Below are 26,159 nucleotides of genomic sequence, written 5' to 3'. Positions count from 1 at the left end.
TCGGTATCCAACAAAAGTTTTTTGTTTGTTGTTAATGTTGAGGTCAGTCGATCGGCTGACTCGATGCTCCACCTTATCCTTTTTGCCAAAGAGCAGCATAAGGATACAATCAATGGAGTCGGGGGACGTTCCTTAGATTTGAGACCATGCGGCGGAGGTGATCTATGGGCGACGGCATGCTTCGAAAGAGTATCGGAGCCATGTTTTTGGCGATCTTCCTTTTCACCTGCACTGGTTGTTCCGCTCTGATGAAATGGGGGTACCTCGCTCCGAGTGATGGGGACAAATGGACAAAGAGCAACAGCAGCGCTTCCCGAAACACACCTCCCGCTTATGCCTACAAATGCGAGGCAGTAACCGTCGAAGCCTTGTCCGAAATCATTTATGACTACACCTATTCCGTCGGACCGCTTTTCCTGCCCATCTTCCCCATTTTCAACCTCGGCGGCAACGACAAGCTGCACGAAGGGTTTTCCATTTGGCTGTGGCTTTACCCTAAAGAAACGGCAAAAGCAAAGGTTCTCGGTGCAAAGGACATAAGCCTCAACATCAGGACGAATACCGGCACCTTCAAACCGATAGATGTCACGACTGATGAGAAGGGCTCCAAATATCTCTTTGTAAGAGCCAGGTTCAGGTTCGACCTGAATAACATCGACGGTTTTACCCTCAATTTCGACAGCCTTTTGGACGGATGCAGGATTGCGCCGCTGCAATACCGAAAGATATTCAAGACGACCTGGGAAGCATTCCCATGATCGATGTAAAAGGTGAACGTATGAACGACCTACCCTATCGTTATGCGCAGTTCGACATGAACCTTGCCTGGGCAATCAAGCATGAGGCCGGTGCATCGGCCGTGGAGGGGGTGGGGAAGAACATCCGCTACGCTTTCATGGAGGGGATCGAGATCTGGATCACGGTGGTCGACGCGGCGGGGAAGGCCGGGACACGCAAGGCGTGCTTCGTCATCCCGCGCCAGGTCAAACAGGATGAAACCTTTCCTTTTTCCGTGAAGCTTCCGCTCCCCCTGGAACAAGGCACGAAGCTCAAGTTCACCTACAAGTACAACGGGTCCGACGGCGGTGACGGAGGGATGAACTGGATGCAGAGTTTCGAGTGGACCGTCCCTTGAAGTCACCCCGCCCTATTGACTTGAGAGTGAAATGGGTATACCTCAATAACATCACGATGTGCCCGCCACAGGTAAACTTCCTCAAGTATCTTCTTCGCGCCAAGGCTGATCCCACTCTCTGACAGAAGATGCGTTCCGGCCCGGCATTGTGATGTCATCCCAAAAAATCCGGAGGTATTACACATGAAGAAAGTTCTGTCCGCATTGGTTGCCGGCCTGGCTGCCATCTCCTTTGCCGCTGTCGTGTTTGCTGCTGACGCTGCCACCCCGTCTTATGTCCCCGCCGCGGTAACCACCGCCGCCGGCGACGTTCAAAAAGGTGCGGATGCCGCCGCGGCGAAAGTAAATGACGCAAAGGCAGCCAAGGCGCAGGCAAAGGCCGATGCTGCCGCCAAGGCCAAGGAAGCAAAAGAGGCCAAGGCAAAAGCGAAGGCCGATGCGGCCGCCAAGGCCAAGGAGGCCAAAGAGGCCAAGGCGAAAGCAAAGGCCGATGCGGCGGCAAAAGCCAAGGAAACCAAGGAAGCCAAGGCTAAGGAAGCAAAAGAGGCAAAAGCCAAAGCGAAAGCTGATGCAAAGGCCGTCAAGGAAAAGGCCAAGGCTGATGTCGATGCCATCAAAACCTCTACGGTGCCTGCAGCCAAGTAACAAAAGTTGAATAGAGTGGGATCACCAAGGCTCCGGTTGGCGCGTCATGCGTCGGTCGGAGCCTTTCGCGTTTCAAGGTCGTCCAGCTGAACCAGCCTTACCTCCTGCACTCATTGAAGAACTACCATTCCTATCTCCCGGATTTCCCACAAGACATTGATCCCGTTTAATTATTTGCTGGCAAATTTTTATAAATTAAGATATATGTATTCACGTTCTCTGAGACTGATTTCGTTCCAGTTCACACAGTGCGGAAGCTAAAAGGTACTGCCTTATGGAAACGCTGAGACTTCTGATAGCTCTGGTGCTGTTACTTGCCGTGGCGAGCCCTTCCCTTTCAGCGGAGAACTACTACTCGTGGGAAGACAAGGACGGCATACACTACACGAACGATAAAAAGACGATCCCCAAGGGAGCAAAGCGCGTGAGGGTCGTCGAAACCAAGGATCTGACGCCCGTCCAGGACAAGGACAAACAGGATCCGGCAGAAAACCCTCTGAAGAACAGATACAACGTCAACATAAAAGGGAAGGCAAGGTACACCGAGCTGGACCAGTGCGTTGCGTACAAAAGGGCGGAATATCGACTGAAAGGGTATGCGTCCAACGTTGCCTACCGGTACGCGGTGGTGGACTGCAGCGAGGAACTCGGCATCGACAGCGCTGCCGCATACGGCGAGACCTACGAAGAACTGAACAACGCTTTGAGATATAGATAAGAAGGGTGTTAAATGAAAAGACTCCTGCTATTAGTCCTGCTTTTTGTGAGCCTCTTTACCGCTGCCGACAGTTTTGCCGACTCAAAAGATGACGATCTGTTGGTCCCCACCGATGCAGCCCAGCCCATCATAATAAAGCTGGACCAGGACACCGGGGCGATCATCCACGAGAAGTTTCCGGTGGACATCTTCGACAGATTCGCAGACGACGTCCTTTTTCTGCTTCCACCGGAAATGGTGGATGTGATCTCGCCGCACTACGATGACTTCATCTCCAAAAGCAGGTTCGTCCTGCGCCACGACTACTGGAAACTGATGATCCAGCCGGGTTATTTCTCCGAGAAGAACATCAACAATAGATGTTCCAGAGCGGTGACGGCGATCAAGGCCAAGGACCACGACAGGATGGTCTCCGAGCTCGCGGACATGGTGCAGAGCCTCTTCGAAGTGGCCAACCTGGATCAGCGGGACAAGACCGGCAAAAACATGGAGAAGAGGCTTCAGAAATTCATCAAGCAGGAGAACAGCGAATACGTCATCGAGTTTTACGGCTACAAGGAGCAGAAGCGGTCGGATATCGTGAGCCAGATCTACACGATCAACAAGTACAGCAAGGACTCGATCAGGTATAAACAGCTGGTGACCAAGACGGCGGAGCTGTGGACTTCCATATGGGAGGCCGCGAACGGGAACAAGACCAACACCCCGCCCAGGCAGCAGTTCCTGGTCAAATCGCTCAGTCTTTCCATGAAGCCCACCCTCGACCTCGAGGCGAGGATAAAGGACTATGACGAGTGGCAAATCGTCATGAACAGGAACGCGTTGAGGCCGGGAGAATGGCGCTCACAGCTGGTGGAGAAGCGCATCGATGACTATGTGAAAGAAACGGTGAACTACGAGATGGCGGAAAGGGAGTCGGCCCTTCTTAAGATGATGAAGGGAACCAGGGAACCCAAGCTTTTGTACCGCAACCCAGATAGGCCCAGGGCGGTAAGATACCAGCAGAAGTACTTCGCCTCGCTGAACAAGCGTTTGTAGGAGAGAGGCATACCGGTAAATCGAGCCCCCTGCCTGTAACAGGATACGAAGTGGTACGAGTTGAGTCACCAAGGCTCCGGCCCGCGCGTCATGCGTAGGTCGGGGCCTTTTGCATTCAACAACATTTGGCACTCGTCACGGAAAAACTTTCGCAAAGGGAATCGCGGCACTCACTCGCCGGTCTTGAAACTCCAGACGTAGTCGAAGGGCATCGAGTTCCCGGCGTTGTCTCTTATGGCGGTGGTGAGGGTGGCGGTATAGGTGGTGTTCGCCTGCAGCGGGACGCTGTCGGTTACGGACCCGCCTGAGCCGAACACCGAGTAATAGTACCCCCACCGCTCACCGCTCGCGTTGTTAAGGTAAAAGGACGCAGGGCCGAAGGTCGAGTAGTCGAGCGTGGCGTTGAAGTCGGCGGAAACGCTTGTGTACCTGGAAACTCCGGTCGCTCCGGCCGCGGGAGAGGTGGAGACCACGCGGAAAAGTGGGAAGTCCATCGTGGTGAAGGACCAGGTATATTCGGAGATCAAGGAGGAGCCGGAAACGGCGCGCAGCGTGGTCGGGATGGTGACGGTGTAGGTGGTGTTATAGGCAAGATTGGCATCGGGGGTAAAGGTCACGGTCGAACCGCTCACGCTCTTCGTGCCGGCAACCGCCCCACCTGGGCCGTTGACCGCGATGTAATACGTGGTGGAAGGGTTGATCTCGTCGCTAAACCGCGCGGATATGCTCGCGTTCAAGAGCACTCCCGTAGCGGCCGACGCAGGGGCCGTCGACTGCACCGTCAAGGGCTGCGGGGCCACGACCTGAACCGTGATGGTGGTCCCTTTGCCACCGGGGTCGTAGGCGGAGATCACGATGTTGTTGGTTCCGGGGACTACCGGCACTCCGGCGAACCACTTGTGCGTCCAGTCGGTGCCCGGCCCGTAGTAACTAGTCGCGTTGCCGCTTGCACCGGTGGTCTGATTGATATAGGTGACGTCGACGCCGGGATAGTCGTCGGTGCGCGTGTCATCGGTGAGGCAGGAAAAGCCGACGCAATGGCTCGCGTAATAGGAATCGGAAATCCAGGCGGTACCGCTGATGCCGGCTACGGTCGAGGAGCTGGAAACGGAGCTTACCTGGGCCCACTCCCTGGGAGGGACATCGGCGCCCCCGGAAGAGCCTCCGCCACAACCTGAGATGAGTAGGCTCGCGAGGACGACCAAGCCGCCGAAATACCGTCCTGCCAAGCGTTGCGCTCTCACCATCCGCCGCATGAACGCCCCCTCCCCTCACCCCGACTACAGGAACAAAAGCCAAAAGGCTACTGCGAATAAGAAGTACCCGCCAGATACACCTGCTTCACTTCCCCGCGTTCGACCAGCGCCGCTTCGAGTGAGGAGAGGTCGCAGCCGGAGCCGCAGCTCAATACCTGGAAATCGGCGCGTTTGCCAGGCTCAAGCGAGCCGACACTTTCTTCTATCTGCAGCGCCCGCGCACCGTTCAACGTCGCCATGGTTAAAAGGTCCCTCGCCTCGAAGACGCCCGGAGCCGCCTGCTGGAGGTAACGCATCTCGTCCCACATGGAGAGGGAGTCGTTGCTGGCGAGGGAGTCGGTGCCGAGGGCCAAGGTGAGCCCGGACTGTTTCAGGAGCTTGTGCGGAGCGCAGCCGACGAAGAGGCGGTCGTTGCTGCGCGGGCAGAGGACGACGCTCACGCCGCGCTCCTTGAGAAGCGCCACGTCGTTTGGTGTCACGTGCACGGCGTGAACGGCGATGGTCGAAGCGTCGAGGACGCCGAGGCCGTCCAGATAGCGGGTCGATGTGGTGCGCATCGGGTGCGGCAGGTACTGCTCCCAGTGCGCCATCGGGTAGAGGATTTCGGCGAAGGCTCCTGTGGTGTCGTGCATGAACGCCACTTCCTCGGTGGTCTCCGAGAGGTGCACCGCCTTCGGGATGCCGAGTTTTTCGCTTAGGGCATTGAGGCACGCGAAGAGATGACCGGACACGGTGTGGGGCGTGTGCGGGGAAACGCCGGGGAGCAACGCGCCCTCGAGCCCCTGCAGCGCCGTTTCCAACCGGGCGACGAGCGTGTCGCAAAGGATCGGGTCGTGCCCGATCGCCTCGAGGAAGAGCCTGCCGGCAAGCGGCGTGTCGCGGTAGAGGGGAACCAACGAGAAATCGGAAAGGATGTCTCCGACCGCGGTGGTGCCGGACTCGAGGCAAAGGCGCATCCCTTCCTGCGTGGAATGCTCGATTTCGCCCGGTTCGAGGGCGCGCTTTATTTTCACCACCTGCTGGATCCATTCGACGTAGCGCTTCGGGAGGTAGTCGAGGTCCTTGCGCACCTTCCAGGCGGGGAAGTGGGTGAGCTCAAGATGGGTGTGCGCGTTCACGAGGCCGGGCATGATAACCGATTCGTGCAGGTCGGTTACCGGCGCTGAAAACTGCGCGCGGAGTTCGTTCAGGGTGCCGACCGCGACGATGCGGCCGTTCTCCACGGCGAGGGCGCCGCCTGCAATGGGCGGGGAGGAAATGGGGAGCAGGTGTGCGGCGGCGTAGATTCTCATGCTTCAACCTCTAAGGGAGTAGATACTTGTCACAGAGGACTCGGAGGTGCTCTCAAAGCACTGACAGATGATTAACTAACTCAACGGGAATAAGTTTAGCAGGTTATCGGAATCAAAGCCATCTTCACTAGAGTTTGCATGATCAAAGGGTGGATGAGATTGTTTGGTTAGGTGACAAAGAGCAAAATCCCCCCTGTCCCCCCTTCGCCAAGGCTACGGGGGGCAGGCTCCCCCTTCGCAAAGGGGGGGACGTTTGGGCCCGTTCCGCGCTTCGGGTCATTATTTCTCCAAGGCACCGGATATTTCCCAGTCAAACAAAAAAACGCTGACAGAATTTTCTTCTGTCAGCGTCCGGGATACTGCTGCTTGCTTTTAAACTAGTTCTTCCAGTGCACGCTCTTGAGCGTCGCCTGGCCGGCGGCTTCCTTGCGGGTCGGAAGCATCTTGTTCTTGTCGTCGACAAAAACAAGCTTCGGCTCGTGGGCGATCGCTTCGGCGTTGGGCATGTTCACAAAGCTCGCGATGATCACCAGGTCCTGCGGCGCCACGAGCCTTGCGGCCGCGCCGTTGATGCAGATGACGCCGGAACCGCGCTCGCCTTCGATGGCGTAGGTCTCGAAACGGCTGCCGTTGGTGACGTCCCAGATGCAGACGGCCTCGTACGGGATGATGTCGGCCGCTTCCATGAGGTCGAGGTCGATGGTGATGCTACCTTCGTAGTGCAGGTCTGCACCGGTTACCGTTGCCCTGTGGATCTTGCTCTTAAGCATCTTCCTGTCCATATTCTCTATTCCTCCCCTAATACGCAGTTGTCGATCAACCGTACCGAGCCGACCCGCACCGCAAGTGCGAGCAGCGTTCTCTCATTCGCTTGTTCCTGCGGGAGCAGGGTGTCCTGATCCCTAAATTCCAGATAATCCACTTCGGCGCCCTTCTCCGCGTCGATCACGGCAAAGGCCTTTTCCTTGAGAGCAGCCACGCTCCGCTCGCCTTTACCGAAAGCGTCGCGGGCCGCCGCGATGGCGCGGGAGAGGCAGAGGGCCTCTTGGCGCTGCTCGGGCGTGAGGCGCGCGTTTCTGGAGCTGAGCGCCAGTCCGTCGGCTTCGCGCACGATGGGCATCCCGACGATCTCTACGTCGAAGTTGAAATCCTTCACCATGCGCCTGATCACGGCGAGCTGCTGGAAGTCCTTCTTGCCGAAGACGGCAAGGGTCGGCATCACGATGTTGAAGAGCTTCGCGACCACGGTGGTGACACCGCGGAAGTGGCCGGGGCGGCTCGCGCCGCACAGATGCGTGGTGAGTTCCTCGACGTTCAGGTAGCTCTGGTACCCCTCGGGGTACATGTCGGCGGCCTTCGGCGCGAAGATGACGTCGACGCCTGCCGCTGCGGCGACTTTCTTGTCGCGCTCCAAGTCGCGGGGGTAGCTGTCCAGATCCTCGTTGACGCCGAACTGGGTGGGGTTCACGAAGATGCTGACCACGACGGTCTTGGCGCGACGGCGCGCCTCGGTCATGAGGGAAGCGTGCCCCTCGTGCAGGTAACCCATGGTGGGAACCAGGGCGATCTCGCCCCGCCTTTCGCGCGCGAACTGCTGCATCTGCGCGACTGACTCGATTACTATCATTTGAAACAGTGCCTTTCTTCCGGGAATGTGCCGCCCTTTACGTCGGCGATGTAGTTGGCGCAGGCCTCGGCGATGATGGGGGCGAGTTCCGCGTAACGTTTCACGAATTTCGGGGAGTATTTGCTGCAAAGCCCCAGGATGTCGTGGATCACCAGCACCTGGCCGTCGCAGTGCGGACCGGCCCCGATGCCGATGGTCGGGATGGTGAGTTCCTCGGTGATGCGGGCGGCGAGCCCCATCGGAATCCCTTCGAGGACCACGGCGAAGGCGCCGGCGCGCTCCACGGCGCGGGCATCCTCGATGAGTTTCTCGGCCTGGGCGTCACCTTTGCCCTGCACCTTGTAACCGCCCATGCGGTGCAGCGACTGGGGCGTGAGGCCGATGTGCCCCATGACCGGGATGTCCATCTCGGTTATGGCGGCGATGGCCGCGGCGGCGTTGACGCCCCCCTCGATCTTGACCGCGGCGGCGCCGCCGTCCTTTATGAGGAGTCCGGCGTTCAGACGCGCGCTCGTCAGATCGGTCTGGTAGGAGAGAAAAGGCATGTCGGCGACGACGAAGGCGTTCGGGCGCGCACGCATCACGGCCTTCGTGTGGTAGATCATCTCCTCCATAGTGACGGGAAGCGTGTTGTCGTGCCCAGCCACCACGACGCCGAGCGAATCTCCGACGAGGATCATGTCGATCCCGGCGCCGTCGATGAGGCCGGTCATGGGGAAGTCGTAGCTCGTCAGTACCGCTATCTTCTCCCCTTCCGCTTTCATCTTCTGAAAGTCGAGAACGGTCTTCTTTTTGTGCATCTATGCTGCTCCTGTGAGATGGACGGAATTTTCGTATACAGGGAAACAGAACAAAGTACCGCGACATTTCGCTTGGGGCACCGCCCTCACCCGGCCTTCGGCCACCCTCTCCCGGAGGGCGAGGGGAAAGGGCCCAAGGCGATTTTGGGCAAAAAAAAACGCCTTCGGTGGGAAGACGCTGTAAAAAAGAGCTAATTAGCACCCTTTCGGGCGCAGCTCCGGCCAGCTTATCGCTTCCCGTACCGGTTCCGTGAGGAATCCAGGCGGTATGTCTCTACTCTTTGGTGTCCTTTCCGGCTCCACTCAAACATAGCGGGCCAAACACCGTTACGAAAGCTAACACAACAGTTGCGGCAAAGTCCAGCCTTTTCTTCCCTACTCCGCGCTGGCCTTGATCTGCTCCAGCTCCTTGACCACCTGCCCGCTCTCCTGCTGGCGCTCTTCGATGCCGTCGAAGATGGCGTCGGCCATGCGGGTGACGTAGTCGATGCTCCCCTTGATCTCGCCGGTGTCGACGCTCTGGCGCCCGGCGGCATTCACCATCTCGTGGCTCATGTCCTTCACGTCCTCGAGCGAACGAGCGACGCTCTTGGTCGCCACACCCTGCTCCTTGGACGCCTTGAAGATCTGCATGGTCATGGAGCTTACGTCCTCGATGGAGCGGGTCACCAGCTGAACGCTTGCCGCCTGCTCCTCCGTGGCGAGCTTGATCTGCTCGGTCATGTCCAGAGCCTTCTGCGAGCTCTCCAGGATGCTCGAAAGCGACACGCCGGTCTGCTGCCCGAGTTTCACCCCCTTCTTGACCAGGTCCTTGGTGGCGGTGACGCTGTCCGCGGCGATGCGGGATTCCGACATGATCTCTTCGATGATCCCGGTGATCTCGCCGGTGGAAAGCCCGGTCTGCAGGGAGAGGTTTCTGATCTCGTCGGCGACCACGCCGAAGCTCTTGCCGTACTCGCCCGCCTGGGCCGCGATGATCGATGCGTTGAGTGCCAGGAGGTTGGTCCTCTTGGTGATGTCGTTGATCACGCTCACGAACCCTTCGATCCTGCCGCTGTTGGCGCTCAGGCGCTTGATCCCCTCGTAGGAGAGGTCGACGGAGCGCTGGATCTCGGCGAGCGCGTCCACCGTCTCGCGCACGATGCCGGCACCCTGCTCGGCGTGCTCTTTCACGCGGCTGGAGAGGTTGTGGGAGTGGCCGGTGTTCTTTTCCACCTGGCGCAGCGTGCTGGTGATCTGTTCCATGGCCGAGACGGACTTGTAGACCGAATCGGAGAGGGAGTCCATGTTGTGCGTGATCTGGTCGGTGGCGACGGAGATCTCGGCGGCGGCGGCACTGGCGCTGTCCACCGATTCCATCACCCCGTGGGCGGCGGCGTCAACCTTGATGGCGCTGCCGGAAAGAGACTCGGCGGCGCTTCTCAGGCGGTAGAGGTTGGCGGAGAAGTTCTCGCGCTGGGTGGAGAGGTCGGAGAAGGTCCTGCCGAGCTCGTGGGTGAGCCGGTCGATGGACTGCAAGAGGCTGATGCGCATGAAGGCTGCGGCGGCCTGGTCGGCGAATAGACGGATGGTGTCGACGTCGGTGTCGTTCAGGGCGCGGTGGCTCTTCTTGTTGTCGAGTCCGAAGACGCCGATGGTCTCCCCCTTCAGCACGATCGGACAGAGGATGAAGGTGGAGGAACGCAGCGGCTCGATGGCATCGAAGGGGGCCTGCAGCAGGTAGTCGGAGGGGTACTTGGAGATACCCTCGATGAAATAGACCTGACGTTCGACGAAGGACTTGTAGATGACGCCGGAGCGGGCGTCGAGCGGGATGGTGACCTCCGGCCCCACTTCGCTCTCGTTGCCGGCGCTCGCCGCGAAGAAGAGGTTTTTCCTGCCGGCATCGACCATGAGCACGTTGACGCGCTCGTATCCCAGCACCTCGTGCAGCCCTTCGACGCAGAGGGCGAGGACGTCGTCGCGGCGCACCGCCTTCTGGATGCGGGAGTTGATCTTGTGGAAGTTCTTTATGTTGTTGTCGAGCACCTTGTAGCGGTTCTCGAAGAGCTTCTTCTGGCCGTCCACTTCCTGTACCAGTTGATCGAGCCGCTCTCCGCGCTGATGCAGCTCGTCTATGGCGCGCCCGATGAAGAAGCCGAAGATCGCCATAACCAGGGCCGTCCCCACTCCCATGTAGACGTAGAGCGCCATTCCCTGGGCGCTGTGGGTCATCTCCGAGAAGAACTGCGAGGCAAGGGGGAGGTTGGGGTCTGAGAAGAGCAGCAGGCGGAGGACCATCCAGCCGAGCGGGGCGGTGATACCGAGGAAAAAGCCGGCAAGCGCGTAGAGTTGGCTCCTGCTGGCTCCGGCGATCGGGTTATTCATGTTTAAGCCACCTCGTTGCATTGGGTGTAGGCAGGTGCGGGCGGAAAAAATCACCCGCAGTCTAGTTCAGAGATTAATTAAAGTCAAGATATCCTTGCCTATCTCCCGAGCATGATCCCGAGCGCCTCGGCGTGACGCACCATCTCGCCGGAGGGGTCGATGAGGTTCAGGGTCCGCACCGCGTCCTCGATGGGTACCGAGGTGATGTGACGCCCTTTGAGGCAGACCATCTGGCCGAAGGACTGCGACTCGATCAGTTCGACCGCCTTGACGCCGAACCTGCTCCCGATGCAGCGGTCGAAGGTCGAGGGGGAGCCGCCGCGCTGCAGGTGTCCGAGCACGGTGACCCTGATGTCCATCTCGAGGACGCCGCCCAGTTCGCGCGAGAGCGCCTCGCCCACGCCCCCCAGGCGTTCGACGACCGATTTCCCGCCGGCGGCCTCCTGGACGACGCGGTTTCCCCCTTTCGGGAAGGCGCCTTCCGCGACGACCACGACGCTGAAGCGTCTGCCGCGTTTGCAGCGCGCGATGATCGATTCGCGCACCTTGTCGATGTCGTAGGGGATCTCGGGGATGAGGATGACGTCGGCGCCGCCTGCGATGCCGGACTCGAGGGCGATCCACCCTGCGTAGCGCCCCATCACCTCGAGGACCATGACGCGGTGGTGGCTTTCCGCGGTGGAGTGGAGTTTGTCGAGGGCGTCGGTCGCGGTTTCGAGCGCCGTGTTGTAGCCGAAGGTGACGTCGGTCTCGAGGAGGTCGTTGTCGATGGTTTTCGGGACGCCGACGATGGGGACGCCGCGGCGCATCATCTCCTGGGCGATCTTCAAGGAGCCGTCGCCGCCGACGACGACGAGGGCGGAGAGGCCAAGCTGGTCGATGCGGGAGCGGACCTCCTCGGAGACGTCGACGAGTTCGACTTTTCCTTCGCGCATGATCGGGAAGGAAAAGGGGTTGCCGCGGTTGGAGGTGCCGAGGATGGTGCCGCCGCGCGGGAGGATGCCGCGCACCTCCTCGAGGCCGAGCGGGCGGCATTTGTGGTGGTGCAGAAAGCCGTCGAAGCCGTCCTCGATGCCGATCACTTCCCAGCCGCGTCCGACCGCCGCCTTCACCACACCGCGGATTACCGCGTTAAGTCCCGGGCAGTCGCCGCCGCCGGTAAGGATTCCTATTCTCGTCGTCATGCAAAACCCTCCTAAAAAACAGCCTCACGCAGAGGCGCAAAGATAAACTTCAAAACCATGTCACGCAAAGGCGCAAAGGCGCAAAGATAGAACCTACAACCATTTAACAGGGATGAAGGGGATGAAGGGGATAAAACCTAAAGACGAAAAGATTTTGGTGTAACCCCAAAGTCTTGTCTTTCTTTGCGTCTTTGCGTCTTTGCGTGAAAAAGGTTTTACGCCTTATCCCTTTTATCCCATTTATCCCTGTTAGTTTAAGTCTTTTGTTTGTGTCTTTGTTTCTTTAAGTCTTTGCGTGAGCCGGTTTTACCGTAACGCATCGAGTATCGCCTGCGGCTCGAGACGGTTTCTCGGATCGCTGTCGGCGTAACTGGTGACGATTTTGCCGTCCTCCCCGATCACGAAGGTCCCGGCCATCGGGAGCTCCCACGACTCGTCGGCGTTGTACTGGGGAAGATTCACCCCGAGGGATATGTACAGCTCGCGCACCCAATCGGGGAACCGGTAGACGAGCCCGTAACGCCGCGCCACCACGTTCCCAAGATCGCTCAGCACCTCGTACTGCAAAAAGTTCTTCAAAAGGGTCGCCTGCGACTTGTCCGGACTCTGCGGCGAAATCGCCATGAGCGAGGCGCCGCGCGCCAGTATCTCGGGAAGGATCTTCTGGTAGGCCCTCAACTGAAGGCTGCAGTAAGGTCACCAGATCCCCCGGTAGAAGGTGACCACGGCGGGGCCGTGCATAAGCGCATCGGCAAGCGCCACCGGAATCCCGACCGCGTTGGGGAGCGTGAAGTCGGGCGCCTGACCTCCCGCCTTCGGAACTGCCTCGCTGATTACCGACTGCCCGATCTCCTGGTAGGCACGCTCGAACTGCGCCTTAAGCTCGGGGGAAAGCTTGTCCGACTGCTCCAACCGCTCGATTTGTGATCTGAGGTCCAGCTCCATGGGGCACCTCCGAGGCTCGTCCGGCCAGGCCCAATTTTAATCAGAAAGAGGAAAAGGTCAATATTTCCCTGCAATTCTGCCATTTTTCCCACAGATGCGGAGAAACGCATATTTTTGACCCATGTCATAAACAAATATGCTCCGAAGCGCTATTGTCACATCATCAAGAGCGCACGAAAGGAGGATAAACAGATGGAATTCAAAAACGGCCTTGGAGACACGGCGATCCAGAACGTGATTGCAACCTACCCGGAGATAGGCGACATCCTGAACCGCTACGAGATCGGCTGCGTTACCTGCAAGGTCGGCATCTGCCTCCTGAAGGACGTGGTCTCCATACACGGTCTCACGCCGGAACAGGAAACGGCGGTAGAGAAGGAAATAAACGAGTACCTGGCAACGAAGGATGACGACCTCAAGGTCGCTTAAACGATAAACGGCACACGCCACAACCAACGAACCGACACATATATCAAGGAGAGAAAACAATGGCACATGCAGGATGCGGCTGCCCGGGCAGCATGGCAAGGGTTATCGAGAGGAACGACAACGAGCAGGCAACCACCGTGAAGCAGGCAAGCGAATTGAGGCAGTGGCCGGTGCAGCTGCACCTGGTCCCCCCCACCGCCCCCTGGTTCCAGGACAGCGACATACTGATCGCCGCGGACTGCGTGGCGTTCGCCCTCGGGAGCTTCCACAGCGACCTCCTGAAGGGGAAAGCGCTCGCCATCGCCTGCCCGAAGCTTGACGACAGCACCCCGTACGTCGAGAAGCTGGCGCGGATCTTCGCCGAGAACGACGTGAAAAGCATCACCGTAGCGATCATGGAAGTTCCCTGCTGCCGCGGGCTTGATATGATGGTACGTCAGGCGCTGGCTCAGTCCGGCAAGGAGATCCCGCTGGAGACCGCGGTGATCGGCATCAACGGCGAAAGGAGAAACTAGCGATGAAACAGGACATCACCCAGAGGCTCAAGGACGAGCACCAGCTGATCCTGCGTATGCTCGCCCTTTTGGAGAAAAACGCGCGGCTCACCGAGGAAGGTACCTTCAAGGATTACCGGTTCTACCTGGACGGTGTGGATTTCATCAGGAACTACGCCGACCGTTTTCACCACGCCAAGGAGGAGGATGTCCTGTTCGAGGCGCTGGTGGCGAACGGGATGCCGAGGGCGAACAGCCCGGTGGCGGCCATGCTCATGGAGCACGATTTGGGTCGGGCCTTCGTGAAGGGTATGGAAGAGGCGGCGACGAAAGCGCTTAGCGGCGAGGCCGGGCAGGAAGAGGCGATCGTCGCGAACGCGAGGGGTTACCTGGAGTTGTTGCGCGAGCACATCGGCAAGGAGGACGACATCCTCTACCCGCTCGCGGAAAGGATTCTCCCGGAAGGGGTGCGCCCGGAGATCGTCGCGAAGTACCAGGCGGCGGAAGAGAAGGCCGCCAAGGGGCTCGAGGAGCACTACCGCAGCGTGGTGGAAAAGTACGAAGGCTGAAAGAGGTTCTACGTTCTAGGTTCTACGTTCTACGTAAAAACCTGAAGCGGACACCGAGGCAAGACGAAAGGTTTCGCTTTCCCCCCGGCAGAAACCTTTCCTCTTGTCTTCTGCGGACCTCCGGGTCCTGTGTGCCGGCTTCGGGTTTATAAAAAAGGGCGGGGTCAAGTGACTCCCGCCCTTTTTGCGTTCTGTTTGCACCTTTTTACTCGAGGTTGTCCTCGATCCTGATGAAGGTGCTTCTGGCGCGGATCACCTCGAAGGTGTCGATCTCGGCCAGGGCCTTTCTCATGTCGTCCTCGCGGGCCTCGTGGGTCATGATGACGATGGGTACTTCGTCCGCTGCACTTCTCGCGCTCTGCAGCATGGAGGCGATGCTGATGCCGCGCGCGCCGAGCGCTCCGGCGATGCGGGCCAGTACGCCGGGACGGTCAAGCGCCTGGAAACGGATGTAGTACTTGCTGACGATCTCGCCCATCGGCTTGATGGGGAGCGTGGTGACGCTGCCGTCCAGGTACCCGAGCGGGGCGCAACGACGGGTGACCCCGGCGCACATGCTGCGGGAGAGATCGACGATGTCGCCTACGACGGCGCTCGCCGTCGCTTCCATGCCGGCGCCGCGGCCGTAGAACATGACCGGGCCCACGAAGTCGCCGGTGAGACGAACCGCGTTGAAGACGCCGTGCACGTCGGCAAGCGGATAGTCGATCGGGATCATGGTCGGGTGCACGCGCGCCTCGATCTTGCCGCCGTCCATCTTGCCGATGGCAAGAAGCTTGATGCGGTAGCCGAAGGTCTCGGCGAAGTCGACGTCCTCGGAGGTGATCGAGGTGATCCCCTCGGAATAGACGTCCTTCAGGTCGATCCTGGTGCCGAAGCAGAGGGAGAGGAGCAGGCAGAGCTTGTGCGCGGTGTCGACCCCTTCGATGTCGAAGGTGGGATCGGCTTCGGCGTAACCCATTTCCTGGGCGCTCTTCAGCACCTCGGCGAAATCGGCCCCTTCCTGGGTCATGCGGGTGAGGATGTAGTTGCAGGTACCGTTCACGATGCCGAGCACGGTGGAGAAGCGGTTACCCGCCATGTTCCCCTTGATCGCGGAGAGAACCGGGATACCCCCGCCTACCGCGGCCTCGAAGAGGACCTCGACGCCGTTTTCCTTGGCGGCGGCGTAGATCTCTTCGCCGTGCACCGCGAGAAGCGCCTTGTTGGCGGTGACCAGGTGCTTGCCGTGGGCGATCGCCTTGAGCGCGAAGCTGCGCGCCGGCTCGTAGCCGCCGATCAGCTCGATGACGACGGAGATCTCCGGGTCGGTGAGCACGTCGTCGGCGTTCCTGGTGAGGGTGATCCCCTCGGTGTCCACGCCGCGGTCGGTGGTGATGTCGAGGTCGACGATGGCCTTCAGGGAGATCCGGGTGCCGGTCTTCTCCGTGAGGAGGGCGGAGTTCTGTTTGAGCAGCTTCACGACGCCGGCACCGATGGTGCCGAAACCAAGTAGGCCTACTTTTATCTCTTCCATACTCCCTCTTTGATCATTTCATTATTTGCAAAACAAGCTACTTACCTGTTCAGGAACGGCCACAACATTCCTTCCACCTCCTCTCCCTCCGGGAGAGGGCAGGGTGAGGGCGATGGCGGATGCGGATGCCCCACTTCGTGGCGGCGCCCTCACCCGCCCTTTGGGCACCCTCTCCCGGAGGGAGAGGGGCCGGCGGCAGAGCATCGCAAATCGGGAAGGACCTTATTCCTTGTCGGTCACCGTGGAGGCGATCTCGTCGAGGATGCCGTTCACGAAGGAGGCGGAGTCGTCGGAACCGAACTTCTTGGCAACTTCGATCGCTTCGTTCATGGTGACGTTCTTCGGGATGTCGGGACGGTACACAAGCTCGAACACGGCAAGACGCAGGATGTTCAGGTCGACGCGCGCCATGCGGGACATGCTCCAGTGCTTGGACTTCTCCGCGATGCGGGCGTCGATCTCGGAAAGATGCGCCGCGACACCGCTCACGAGCTCGGTGGCGAAGGCATACGCCTTGGAGTTGGCCGAAAGGGTCGGCTCCTCACCCTCGCCGAAGCTCTCGATGATCCTCTTCAGCGTGTTGTTCGGGTCCTGGGACACCAGGTCCTTGGAATAAAGCGCCTGCAGGGCGAGTTCCCTGCCTTCTCTACGCGTGGTCAATTATTTCATCTCCCTGTACAGGTTGGCGGTCTCGATGACCGTCATGGCGGCGTCGAAGCCCTTGTTGCCGGCCTTGGTCCCGGCGCGCTCGATCGCCTGCTCGATGGTGTCGGTGGTCAGCACGCCGAAGGCGACGGGGATGCCGGCGTCAAGGGAGACGTGGGCAACGCCCTTGGAAACCTCGGCGCAGACGTAGTCGAAGTGGGGGGTGGAGCCGCGGATCACTGCGCCCAGGCAGATGAGGGCGTCGTACTTGCCGGTCTCGGCCATCTTCTTCGCGGTGAGCGGGATCTCGAAGGCACCCGGCACGCGCGCCACGGTGATCTGCTGGTCGTCGGCGCCGTGACGCACCAAGGCGTCCAGGGCCCCCTCGAGCAGTCGCTCGCCGATGAAGCTGTTGAAGCGGCCGACGACGATGCCGAACTTGAGCCCTTCCGCGGTCAGTTTTCCCTCTAAATATTTAGGCATGATATGAACTCCTTAGAAACAGGTTGAGGTTGCGGTCAAAGTCGAAAACATCCGACCGGACCGCAACCCGTATTTTTCTGCCGACAACCGAAGCTAACTTCAAGGACGCTAGATGTTTTCCAGCAGGTGCCCCATCTTCTCGCGCTTGGTCTTCAGGTATTTCTCGTTGCTCTTGCTCGGCTTTATCTCTATGGGCACCCGCTCCACGATGTCGATGCCGTACCCCTGCAGACCGACCAGCTTCTTCGGGTTGTTGGTCATCAGGCGGATCTTCTTGACGCCCAGGTTAACGAGGATCTGTGCGCCGATGCCGTAGTCGCGCAGGTCGGCCTTGAAGCCGAGCGCCAGGTTCGCCTCGACGGTGTCTTTCCCCTGGTCCTGCAGGGCGTAGGCCTTCAGCTTGTTGGTGAGCCCGATGCCGCGTCCTTCCTGGCGCATGTAGAGGATGATCCCCTTCCCTTCCTTCTCGATGCGCTCCATGGCGGCGTGCAGCTGCTCGGCGCAGTCGCAGCGCACGGAGCCGAAGACGTCGCCGGTCAGGCACTCGGAGTGCACACGGACGAGGACCGGCTCGTCACCCTTGATGTCCCCTTTCACGAGGGCCAGGTGCTCGAGCTTGTCGATGTCGTTTTCGAAGGCGACGGCACGGAAGTCGCCGAAGGAACTCGGGAGCGCCACGTCAACGGAACGGCGCACGAGAGACTCGTGCTTCAGGCGGTAGGCGACCAGGTCGGCGATGGTGCAGACCTTGATGCCGTGCTCCTTGGCGAACTTCTTCAGTTCCGGCATGCGCGCCATGGTGCCGTCCTCGTTCATGATCTCGCAGATCACGCCGGAAGGCTCGAGCCCGGCAAGCCGCGCGAGGTCGACGGAACCTTCCGTCTGGCCGCTTCTGACCAGCACGCCGCCGTTTTTGGCGCGCAGCGGGAAGATGTGGCCGGGACGGGCAAGGTCGGAGGCCTGCGCGCCGGGCGCCACCGCGGTCAGGATGGTGTGGGCGCGGTCGGCCGCGGAGATGCCGGTGGTGACACCCTTCTTCGCCTCGATGGAGACGGTGAAGGCGGTGCCGAAAGAAGAGGTGTTGTCCTGCACCATGGGGGGCAGGTCGAGGCGGTCGCAACGCTCCGCGGTCATGGTGAGGCAGATCAGGCCGCGTCCGAAACGGGCCATGAAGTTGATCGCCTCGGGAGTCACGCACTGGGCCGCCATGGTGAGGTCGCCTTCGTTCTCGCGGTCCTCGTCGTCCACCAGGATTACCATCCTGCCGGCCCTGATCTCCTCAATGGCTTCCTCGATGCTTGAAACAGACATTTCTATAACCTCTCCTTGATTCAGTGTCGGCCGGGAATCCATGACGGCTGTCATCTCCCGGACCGATTGGTTGGACAACAAACCTTGCAGGTCGTTGACCATAACAAAAAAACGGTGAAAGTGGAAGCGAAAGCGGCTACATAAAGCCGTTTTTCGCCAACAGGTCCAGGGTGACGCCGCCCTCCCTCGCCTCCCTACCCGCGAGCAGGCGCTCCAGGTAGCGGCACAGAAGGTCGGTTTCTATGTTCACCTCGTCCCCCGCGCGCTTTTGCAGGAGCGTGGTTTTCGAGGCGGTGTGCGGGATGATGTTGACGCTGAAGCTGTCCGGGCCGACGCTGTTCACGGTGAGGCTGATGCCGTCGATGGCCACCGATCCCTTGGCGGCGATGTATTTGGCGAACTCGGCCGGGAAGCGGAAGCCGAAGACGATGTTGCCGGCGACCTCGCGGCGCTCGACGACGGTGGCGACGCAGTCGACGTGCCCGGAAACGAGGTGGCCGTCCAGGCGGTCGGACAGGCGCATGGCGCGCTCCATGTTCACCGGCGAGCCGCTTTTGAGGTTCTTGAAGGCGGTGCGGTCGATGGTCTCCGGGGAGACGTCGAAGGTGACCGCTCCGCCACCCTTGCGGACCACGGTGAGGCAGGCGCCGTTGATGGCGATGGAGTCGCCGATCCTGATCTCGTCGAGCGGAAGCGCGGTCTTGACGGTGAGGCTCCCCGAAGCGCCGCGGCGCTCGATGGAAACCAGCTCGCCTACTGTTTCTATTAGACCTGTGAACATAGAACCTCTGAGGACGTTCTACGTTCTGCGTTCTACGTTCTACGTTAAAACCAGAACCGTGCTCTCCCCGAGGGAGTTTTTAACGTAGAACTTAGAACGTAGAACCTAGAACCTGTTTAAGAACCTAAAACTTGTTTATCGGTTTGCCTTCCACCAGCAGGTCGGCTCCTACTCGCTTTACGGTCATCCCTTCCAGCTTTATGGCGTCGGACATCAGGGGCGCACCTTCGCCGGCGAAAAGGCCGGTACCGGCGCCGCCGACTAGCTTCGGGGCCAAAAAGAACTTGCAATGGTCGATGAGCCCCGCCCTCAGCGCGCCTCCGGCCAGATGATGGCCGCCTTCGAGCAGCACGGACTGCACGCCGCGCTCTCCCAGACGCTCGAAAAGATGCTCCAGATCGACTCGACCTTCCTTCTGCCGACACACTAGCACTTCGGCGCCGCGCGCCCGCACCGCGTCGATCCGTACGAGGTTGCCGCTGCAGGTGGCGATCACGGTCTTCGCCTCGGACTTCAGACTGAAAAGGGCGGCGTGCAGCGGCACCCTGAGCGTCGAATCGACGATGACCCGCAAAGGGTCCTTCCCGCCGGGGACGCGGCAGTTGAGGAGCGGATCGTCCTTGATGACGGTGCCGACACCGACCATGATGGCGTCGAGCTTCCCGCGCAGACGGTGCACTTCGCGCCGGGCCGCGTCGCCGGTGACCCACTTGGAGTCGCCTCCGGCGGTGGCGGTCTTCCCGTCGAGGGTCATGGCGCTCTTAAGCACCACGTACGGGCGCCTGGTCTGCATCCACTTGATGAAGCCAAGGTTCAACGCGCGGCTCTCGGCCTCCAAAAGCCCGACCTCGACTGCGATCCCCGCCTCTTGAAGCATGCGGATGCCGTTGCCGGATACGACCGGGTTCGGGTCGACCATGGCGACGAAAACGCGCGCCACGCGGGCCTCGATGAGCGCCTTGGCGCAGGGAGGGGTCTTGCCGAAATGGGAGCAGGGCTCGAGGGTCACGTAGACGTCGGAACCGGCGGCCTTTTCGCCCGCGGCACGCAGGGCGTGCACCTCGGCGTGCGGCGTGCCCGCCTTTTTGTGCCACCCCTTGCCGACGACGGCGCCGTCCTTCACGATGACGCACCCGACCGCCGGGTTTGGAGCGGTTTTCCCCACCCCTTTCCTCGCTTCGGCGAGCGCCATGCGCATCATTTTTTTGTGGGTTGCCGACATAAGAACTCCCTGCCCCATCCATCACTGCTTGTTGCTGCCGTCCCCTCTCCCTCTCCCTCCGGGAGAGGGGCGGGGTGAGGGCGTTGCTATCAGCAACATGCGGCCTTACGGCGAGGCCCTCACCCGGCCTTCGGCCACCCTCTCCCGGAGGGAGAGGGGATAACGCGCTTACTTCTTAAGCAGGTCCTGCAGCTCGACCATGAACTCGTTGATGTCCTTGAAGGAGCGGTACACGGAGGCGAAGCGGACATAGGCGACCTGGTCGACCGCGTGCAGCTCGTTCATGATCCACTCCCCCAGCGTGGTGGTCGGGATCTCGCGCTCGCCGGACTCCTGCATCTTCGTTTCGAGGCGATCGACCAGCTTCTCGATGGTATCGACCGAGACTGGGCGCTTCTCGCACGCCTTCTGGATGCCGGCGACGAGCTTCATCCGGTCGAAGGGCTCGCGCCTGCCGTCACGCTTGGTAACGAGCGGCAGCACTTCCTCAACGCGCTCATGGGTGGTGAAACGCTTGGCGCATGACTCGCACTCGCGACGGCGGCGTATCGCGGCGCCACCCTTGTCGGGGCGGGAGTCGATCACCTTGCTGTCGCTGAATCCGCAAAAGGGGCATTTCATGGCTACGCCTCCTCGTACTTCTCGACGAGGATGCCGGACTCGCGGATCATATCCTCCGCCAGCTGGTCCGGGTACCCGGTGAGATAGACCACCCGCTTGATCCCCGCGTTGATCACCATCTTCGAGCAGATGATGCAGGGCATGGTGTTGCAGTACAGGGTGGCCCCTTCGATGGAGGTGCCGTGCTTCGCCGCCTGGATGATGGCGTTCTGCTCGGCATGCAGGCCGCGGCAGAGTTCGTGGCGCTCGCCGGACGGGATGCCCATCTGTTCTCTCAGGCAGCCGATGTCCAGGCAGTGGGCAGTCCCGGATGGCGCACCGTTGTAGCCGGTGGCGAGGATGTTCTTGTCCTTCACCAGTACCGCGCCGACCTGCCTTCTCAGACAGGTGGAACGCTTGGCGACCAGGCGTGTGATCTCGATGAAATATTCATCCCAGCTGGGACGTGCCATAAGTAGCCCCTCTCATGTGAAATTTGGCCAGAATAGCGGTTTTCTGAAGCCCGGTCAAGCGGCGTGAGAGAATGGCGGAGCGCTTTCACATGAGACGCCGGCGCGCGTCGCAACGACGGTAACTTCTTCGTGCTCAGGCGGTGCCGCGGCGCAGAGAGGCACGCCCCCCCAGAGCTCGGCGGCGAAGAGCGCCACGGCCGCAAGTCCCACCGCCGCTGCCGCGTGAAAGACGGCGGTAAGCCCGAGCGTTCCCTGCAGGAGGGCGCCCAGAAGCGGCCCCGCCACGAACCCCGCGTTCAGGACGGCGTTGAAGGTCCCGACGGTCGCCCCCATGCCGTACCGGGTCCCCTCCTCCACGAGGAGCGCGCTGCTCGCCGGCTGGGAAACGACGCTGAAAACCCCGATGGCGACCGCCAGTAGCAGCATGGAGCCGAAACCCGTGGCGGCGGGAACGAGCAGGTACAAAAGGGAAACCGCGCCGCCGCCCAGAAGCACCAGCAAGGGCCGGGGCGCCCGGTCGGACAGGATTCCCATCGGGCGCAGCAAAAGGGTCATCGCGGCGGTACCCGAGGCGAGCACGAGCCCCGAGCGCAGTCCGGAAAGCCCCAGCTTGCTGCTGAGCAGGATGGGGAGGAAGGAACCGGAAAGCGAGATGCCGCAGGCACGCCCGAAGATGAAGGCAAGGAGGCCGCGGTAGCTGCCGCGCTCAAGTCCCCACAGCGAAACGACGCCCCAAGGCGCCGAGGAGCGTTCCGCGCGGACGGCCGCGTGCGGCAGGCGCCGTAACGCGAAAAGGAAGGCGGCGAGGCTTAAAAGCGTCACGGCGGCGAAGATGCCGGGATAGCCCCAGGCGTCTTTCAAGGCTCCGCCGATCAGCGGCCCGAGGCCGAGCGGCGCGTAGAAGGAGATGTCGAAGGTCGCCATCACCCTCCCCCGCTCCTCTTTTCCGGTGGCGCTCCCGACCATGGCGAGCATGACCGGACGGAACATCGCGCAGCTCACCCCCTGGACGAGGCGCAGCAGGATGAGTTGAAGGACGTCGTGGGTGCAGAGGTAGCCGACGGAGACCGCGAGGTAGAGAAAGAGGCTCGCAAGGACGATCCTGCGGTAGCCGATCCGGTCGGCGCAGGCTCCGAGCACCGGGCTGAAGATTATCTTGGAAAGCGAATACAGGACCAGCGGCAGCCCGAGCATGATGCCGCGGGCGCCGAGGCCGAAAAGGTAGGTCGGGAAAAAGGCGTCGGCGATGCCGAAGCCGAGCGTCACGGCGAAGTTGACCAGGAAAAGGGTCTTAAGCGGCGCGCGGTCTCCCATGGTTTACCCCCGAGAGGTGAGAAACAGCTCGAAAGCCCGGTCGTGCACCTCGATGTGCTCGAGCCACATGAGGCGGATCCGGTCCAGCGCGTCGGGCAGGGCGTCCTCCCTCTTTTGCAGCTGGTAACGGAGTTTCGCGGTATCGATGCTGATGGAGCGGTGACGGATGCTGTGCTCGCGTGCCATGGGAAAGGCGACCAGTTCCATGAAGCTCTCCTCCGGCCCGATATGCCTCAGGGTCTCGTTCACCAGTTGGTCCAGTTCGCAGCTCAGATCGCAGCCGGGCTGCCTGCGCGCCTTTTCCGCGATCCGGTTCAGGCGGGCGATGATGCTGCGGTGGCGGCTGTCCCACTCGTCGAGGGCGCCGAGGCAACCGTTTTGCCGGGAGAACTTGGTGCTGTTCCGTTCCATGCGTGTCCTCAAGGTGCGGGGGGAGAGACTCCCCCCGCTGTCGTAGCTTTTCTAGAAGCTCATCTGCCACTTGGCGCCGGCGATCAGGGAACGCGGCTCCTTCTGCCCCAGGGAGTTCTTGAAGTCGTTTATGTAGTCGACCTCCGGGACGATGTTGAAGTGTTTGCCGACGGCGTAGTTCACGTTGACGAACGAGGCCATGCGGGCGTCGGCGTGGGCGATCGAGTTGTCGTCGACCACGTAGGAGGCGCCGGTGTAGAGCGTCGCACGGTCGGTGACGCGGTAGCCCAACTGCCCGAAGCCGCCGTAGGTGTGCGAGTTCTTGCCGTGCAGCACGTCGTAGTAGGCGCCGTTGGCCTGGCCGGGGTTGGCGAGGGTGTTGCCGGTGCCGTTGCCGGTCGCAGTGCTCATGAGGTCGCCGGTGTTCTGGCCGGCGAAGACGTTGTAGCTGAACTCGAGCGGCGCGAAATCGACCTTGCCGTGGAAGAAGGCCAAGTAGGAGTAGATGTCGTGCTTGATCGGGGTCGAGTCGTTGACCGAGCTCGTCACCTTGTACATGTTGCCGGCGACGCCGCCGCCGTAGCTCCAGTTGTCGAGCTTCCCTTCGTAGCCGACCACCATCTTCGGGAGCATGGTGTCGTAGTCGGTGTAGGTCGCCTGGTAGCTGTTCCCGGTCTGGCTGTATGCAGCGGTCACGTCGGCGTTGGGCGAGACGTTGGTGGTGTTGTTGGCCTGGTTGCCGACGCGCGGCTGCATGGCGGCGACGTAGAGGCCGTTGTTCATGGTCACCTTGATGTTCGCGTAGCGGCCGTCCCAAAGCGAGCCGTAGCCGTTGAAGCCGCCGTCGCTGTCCCAGACCTGCTGCGAGCGGAACACGTACGGGCTCGGCGTCTTACCGATGCGCAGTTTCCCCTGGCCGAAATCCCACTCGGCGAAGAGCAGGCGGACTTCCACCCCCTTGGAGTACGCTTTCGGGTTGTAGAGACCGAGTTCGGCCACGCCGGAATACTCCCCCTCTTTCACCTTGACGCCGACGAAGCTGTCGCCGAAGTTGTCGAGGCTGAAGTCGCTGTCGTGCCTCTTGTCGCCTGCGGCGTTGTAGAAGTTGTTCTGGGTCCAGAAGGTCCCTAGCTTGATGTTGCCGTAGGCGTTGAGGTCGACGGCCAGTGCCGGTGCGGAGCATGTCAGTACGCCGGCCAGTGCCAAGGCGCCTAAATTCATCTTCTTCATGTACAGATCCCCTTACGATTGGTAGTCGTTGATCGTTTTGCACTGCCTGCCGCGGCGGCATGCGCCACGGCAGGCTCTCCTCGTTACTTCTTCATCCCTGCGTATTTGAGTGCGTTCTCAGCCGCGATGCGGCCCGAGTTGATGGCGTAGCCTGCGGTGCCCCCGCCGAGGAGGAGGTCGTAGCTGTCGCCGTACATCCCGCCGGAGTCGGTGCCGACCGCGTAGAGACCCGGGATCGGCTCACCCTTCGCGTTAAGCGCCTCGGTGTTGCCGCTGATCTTCACGCCGCCCAGGGTGCCCAGGTGACGCGGCAGCAGTTTGACTGCGTAGAACGGCCCGGTCGCGATGGGGCGGAGGTACTTGGACTTCTTGTTGAACTGGCTGTCCTCCTTGACCGCCGCGGACTGGTTCATCTTCTCTACGCTTGCCTTGAGGATCTTGGGATCCATGTTGAGCTGCTTCGCGAGCTCCTCGATGGTGTTCGCCTTGAAGGCGAAGCCGCGCTTTCTGGCGAGCTCCTTGTTGAAGGAGTCGTCGAACTTCACGAGCTTGGTACCCTGGAGCACCCACTCGCCCAGCGGCATCTCGATCCCCTTCTCGACGGCCTGCTTCCTGGTCGCCTCGTCGAAGATGGAGTAGGCGGTGCCGCCGATCCTGGTGATGGCGTTGCCGGCGTAGGGCCAGAACTCGACGCTCGACTCGTCTACGTAGCGCTCGCCGCGCGGGGTGACCCAGAAGTAGGGCTGCACCGCGAGGGCGATCATCTGGTCGGCCGGGTGGAAGCCCGGAAGACCCGGACGATACGCCTCGACGGTCCCCATCCCTTCGAGCTGCGCGCCGACCTTCTCGGCCATCCTGATGCCGTCGCCGTCCTTGCCGATGTTGCCGACCGGGATCACTTCCGGGTACTCGACGTACTTCTTCATCATCTCCTTGTTGTTGGCGAAGCCGCCGGTCGCGACGATGACTGCCTTGGACCTGATCTTCAGCGTTTCACCCGACTTCTCCTTGGCAACGATGCCGACCACCTTGCCGTTGTCGGTGATGAGCTCGGTGCCCGGGGTTTCGAGGAGGATCTTCCCGCCGTGGTCGATCACGTACTTCTCGAACACGTTGATCATCCTCTGGCAGTGGAAGTCCCTCGGGTTTTTCTCCGGGTAGTCCGGGCCGGGGGCGATCACGTGCCAGGTGAGCGGGCCGCCGAAGCCGCCGACGCCGACGTACTCGATCTTCACGCCGAGGTCGTCAAGCCAGTCGATGGTCTCGGCGGACTTGTCCACGAAGTTCTTGGCGAGCGCGCCGTTGGCCTTCCAGTGGCTGTAGTTCATGATCAGCTTGAAGGCGAAGTCCTTGCTGACGTCGATGCCGATGCGCTTTTGCATCTTGCTCTCCGCGGCGAAGACCCCCTCGCAGAAGCTGCCGGTGCCGCCGACCTTGGCCTGCTTCTCGAGAACGACCACCTTGGCGCCCAGCTGCAGCGCCTCGACCGCGGCCGCCAGGCCGGAAGTGCCGGCGCCCACCACAACTACGTCGGTGTTCATCTCTTTCTCAGCCAAGGCCGGTGCGGCGAAGGCGAGAACGGCGACGAACACCATCGCGATACCACGAACTCTTCTCATCGATTCCTCCATTAGATGCCCCGCTAGCGGGGTTGGTGAGACGCGGCGTTGCCGC

The 26,159-nt window shown here is 61.0% G+C and carries 28 protein-coding genes; 8 read left to right on the top strand and 20 right to left on the bottom strand.

All coding sequences use genetic code 11. The features are described 5' to 3' along the window. The first annotated feature begins 164 nt into the window (after nt 1–164). The 5 genes from D6Z24_RS12950 to D6Z24_RS12930 all read left to right on the top strand — a co-directional run bounded on the left by D6Z24_RS12950 (nt 165) and on the right by D6Z24_RS12930 (nt 3,536). Nucleotides 165–758: a hypothetical protein gene (locus D6Z24_RS12950; RefSeq protein ID WP_129127007.1), complete on the top strand. Its 594-nt coding sequence runs from the start codon at nt 165–167 to the stop codon at nt 756–758. A 20-nt stretch (nt 759–778) separates the two neighbouring features. Beyond that, on the top strand, nt 779–1,135 hold the full coding sequence (locus D6Z24_RS12945) for a hypothetical protein (protein ID WP_246014662.1): 357 nt from the start codon (nt 779–781) through the stop codon (nt 1,133–1,135). 183 nt (nt 1,136–1,318) lie between these two features. Further along, entirely contained in the window at nt 1,319–1,780 is a 462-nt protein-coding gene (locus D6Z24_RS21650) for a hypothetical protein (RefSeq protein ID WP_198419552.1), read from the top strand. A gap of 274 nt (nt 1,781–2,054) precedes the next feature. Next, entirely contained in the window at nt 2,055–2,498 is a 444-nt protein-coding gene (locus D6Z24_RS12935) for a DUF4124 domain-containing protein (RefSeq protein ID WP_129127005.1), read from the top strand. 12 nt (nt 2,499–2,510) lie between these two features. Further along, complete coding sequence (locus D6Z24_RS12930; RefSeq protein WP_129127004.1) at nt 2,511–3,536, top strand: hypothetical protein; 1,026 nt, start codon at nt 2,511–2,513, stop codon at nt 3,534–3,536. 170 nt (nt 3,537–3,706) lie between these two features. Here D6Z24_RS12930 and D6Z24_RS12925 read toward each other — a convergent pair whose 3' ends face one another. The 8 genes from D6Z24_RS12925 to D6Z24_RS12890 form a co-directional block, all read right to left on the bottom strand. Next, nucleotides 3,707–4,792, bottom strand: coding sequence for an Ig-like domain-containing protein (locus tag D6Z24_RS12925; RefSeq protein WP_129127003.1), 1,086 nt, complete (start codon nt 4,790–4,792; stop codon nt 3,707–3,709). 47 nt (nt 4,793–4,839) lie between these two features. Further along, nucleotides 4,840–6,084, bottom strand: a complete 1,245-nt coding sequence (locus D6Z24_RS12920) for an amidohydrolase family protein (RefSeq protein WP_129127002.1) — start codon at nt 6,082–6,084, stop codon at nt 4,840–4,842. Nucleotides 6,085–6,461: 377 nt separating this feature from the next. After that, complete coding sequence (gene panD, locus D6Z24_RS12915) at nt 6,462–6,866, bottom strand: aspartate 1-decarboxylase (RefSeq protein ID WP_129127001.1); 405 nt, start codon at nt 6,864–6,866, stop codon at nt 6,462–6,464. Between the two features lie 5 nt (nt 6,867–6,871). Beyond that, nucleotides 6,872–7,711 (bottom strand): pantoate--beta-alanine ligase, encoded by an 840-nt coding sequence (panC, locus tag D6Z24_RS12910; RefSeq protein ID WP_129127000.1) that lies wholly within the window; start codon nt 7,709–7,711, stop codon nt 6,872–6,874. Continuing rightward, nucleotides 7,708–8,511 carry a 3-methyl-2-oxobutanoate hydroxymethyltransferase gene (gene panB / locus D6Z24_RS12905; protein WP_129126999.1) on the bottom strand — a complete coding sequence of 268 codons (804 nt, stop codon included), beginning with the start codon at nt 8,509–8,511 and terminating at the stop codon, nt 7,708–7,710. The genes panC and panB overlap by 4 nt, the downstream gene beginning before the upstream one ends. A gap of 375 nt (nt 8,512–8,886) precedes the next feature. Beyond that, nucleotides 8,887–10,878, bottom strand: coding sequence for a methyl-accepting chemotaxis protein (locus tag D6Z24_RS12900; protein WP_129126998.1), 1,992 nt, complete (start codon nt 10,876–10,878; stop codon nt 8,887–8,889). 98 nt (nt 10,879–10,976) lie between these two features. Beyond that, nucleotides 10,977–12,062 (bottom strand): 6-phosphofructokinase, encoded by a 1,086-nt coding sequence (locus D6Z24_RS12895; protein ID WP_129126997.1) that lies wholly within the window; start codon nt 12,060–12,062, stop codon nt 10,977–10,979. A gap of 306 nt (nt 12,063–12,368) precedes the next feature. Further along, entirely contained in the window at nt 12,369–13,007 is a 639-nt protein-coding gene (locus D6Z24_RS12890) for a peroxiredoxin-like family protein (protein WP_129126996.1), read from the bottom strand. A 192-nt stretch (nt 13,008–13,199) separates the two neighbouring features. Here D6Z24_RS12890 and D6Z24_RS12885 point away from each other — a divergent pair, with 192 nt between their 5' ends. The 3 genes from D6Z24_RS12885 to D6Z24_RS12875 are packed head-to-tail and all read left to right on the top strand — an operon-like array spanning nt 13,200 to nt 14,499. Beyond that, nucleotides 13,200–13,436, top strand: a complete 237-nt coding sequence (locus tag D6Z24_RS12885) for a hypothetical protein (protein WP_129126995.1) — start codon at nt 13,200–13,202, stop codon at nt 13,434–13,436. 59 nt (nt 13,437–13,495) lie between these two features. Continuing rightward, nucleotides 13,496–13,951 carry an iron-sulfur cluster-binding oxidoreductase gene (locus D6Z24_RS12880; RefSeq protein WP_129126994.1) on the top strand — a complete coding sequence of 152 codons (456 nt, stop codon included), beginning with the start codon at nt 13,496–13,498 and terminating at the stop codon, nt 13,949–13,951. Between the two features lie 2 nt (nt 13,952–13,953). After that, the gene (locus tag D6Z24_RS12875) at nt 13,954–14,499 is read left to right on the top strand and encodes a hemerythrin domain-containing protein (protein ID WP_129126993.1); all 546 of its coding nucleotides are present in this window, start codon (nt 13,954–13,956) and stop codon (nt 14,497–14,499) included. Between the two features lie 205 nt (nt 14,500–14,704). Here the strand turns inward: D6Z24_RS12875 and D6Z24_RS12870 are convergent, their stop codons facing one another. From D6Z24_RS12870 to D6Z24_RS12815, 12 genes are all read right to left on the bottom strand, one after another. Beyond that, complete coding sequence (locus D6Z24_RS12870; RefSeq protein WP_129126992.1) at nt 14,705–16,015, bottom strand: homoserine dehydrogenase; 1,311 nt, start codon at nt 16,013–16,015, stop codon at nt 14,705–14,707. 222 nt (nt 16,016–16,237) lie between these two features. Beyond that, nucleotides 16,238–16,675 (bottom strand): transcription antitermination factor NusB, encoded by a 438-nt coding sequence (gene nusB / locus D6Z24_RS12865; protein WP_129126991.1) that lies wholly within the window; start codon nt 16,673–16,675, stop codon nt 16,238–16,240. After that, entirely contained in the window at nt 16,676–17,143 is a 468-nt protein-coding gene (ribH, locus tag D6Z24_RS12860) for a 6,7-dimethyl-8-ribityllumazine synthase (RefSeq protein WP_129126990.1), read from the bottom strand. Nucleotides 17,144–17,251: 108 nt separating this feature from the next. Next, on the bottom strand, nt 17,252–18,454 hold the full coding sequence (locus tag D6Z24_RS12855) for a bifunctional 3,4-dihydroxy-2-butanone-4-phosphate synthase/GTP cyclohydrolase II (protein ID WP_129126989.1): 1,203 nt from the start codon (nt 18,452–18,454) through the stop codon (nt 17,252–17,254). A gap of 136 nt (nt 18,455–18,590) precedes the next feature. Beyond that, entirely contained in the window at nt 18,591–19,235 is a 645-nt protein-coding gene (locus tag D6Z24_RS12850) for a riboflavin synthase (RefSeq protein ID WP_129126988.1), read from the bottom strand. A 124-nt stretch (nt 19,236–19,359) separates the two neighbouring features. Then, nucleotides 19,360–20,457, bottom strand: coding sequence for a bifunctional diaminohydroxyphosphoribosylaminopyrimidine deaminase/5-amino-6-(5-phosphoribosylamino)uracil reductase RibD (ribD, locus tag D6Z24_RS12845; protein WP_129126987.1), 1,098 nt, complete (start codon nt 20,455–20,457; stop codon nt 19,360–19,362). A gap of 168 nt (nt 20,458–20,625) precedes the next feature. Then, entirely contained in the window at nt 20,626–21,078 is a 453-nt protein-coding gene (gene nrdR, locus D6Z24_RS12840) for a transcriptional regulator NrdR (RefSeq protein WP_129126986.1), read from the bottom strand. 2 nt (nt 21,079–21,080) lie between these two features. Then, nucleotides 21,081–21,530: a deoxycytidylate deaminase gene (locus tag D6Z24_RS12835; protein ID WP_129126985.1), complete on the bottom strand. Its 450-nt coding sequence runs from the start codon at nt 21,528–21,530 to the stop codon at nt 21,081–21,083. Between the two features lie 54 nt (nt 21,531–21,584). Beyond that, complete coding sequence (locus D6Z24_RS12830) at nt 21,585–22,844, bottom strand: MFS transporter (protein WP_129126984.1); 1,260 nt, start codon at nt 22,842–22,844, stop codon at nt 21,585–21,587. A gap of 3 nt (nt 22,845–22,847) precedes the next feature. After that, nucleotides 22,848–23,255 (bottom strand): hemerythrin domain-containing protein, encoded by a 408-nt coding sequence (locus D6Z24_RS12825; RefSeq protein ID WP_129126983.1) that lies wholly within the window; start codon nt 23,253–23,255, stop codon nt 22,848–22,850. Between the two features lie 51 nt (nt 23,256–23,306). Further along, nucleotides 23,307–24,485 (bottom strand): hypothetical protein, encoded by a 1,179-nt coding sequence (locus D6Z24_RS12820; protein ID WP_129126982.1) that lies wholly within the window; start codon nt 24,483–24,485, stop codon nt 23,307–23,309. Between the two features lie 83 nt (nt 24,486–24,568). After that, the gene (locus tag D6Z24_RS12815) at nt 24,569–26,104 is read right to left on the bottom strand and encodes an FAD-dependent oxidoreductase (RefSeq protein WP_246014661.1); all 1,536 of its coding nucleotides are present in this window, start codon (nt 26,102–26,104) and stop codon (nt 24,569–24,571) included. Between the last annotated feature and the right edge of the window lie 55 nt (nt 26,105–26,159).

It is taken from the genome of Geomonas oryzae, from assembly GCF_004117875.1.
Lineage (GTDB): Bacteria > Desulfobacterota > Desulfuromonadia > Geobacterales > Geobacteraceae > Geomonas > Geomonas oryzae.
This window is presented reverse-complemented; position numbering and strand designations above follow the sequence as displayed.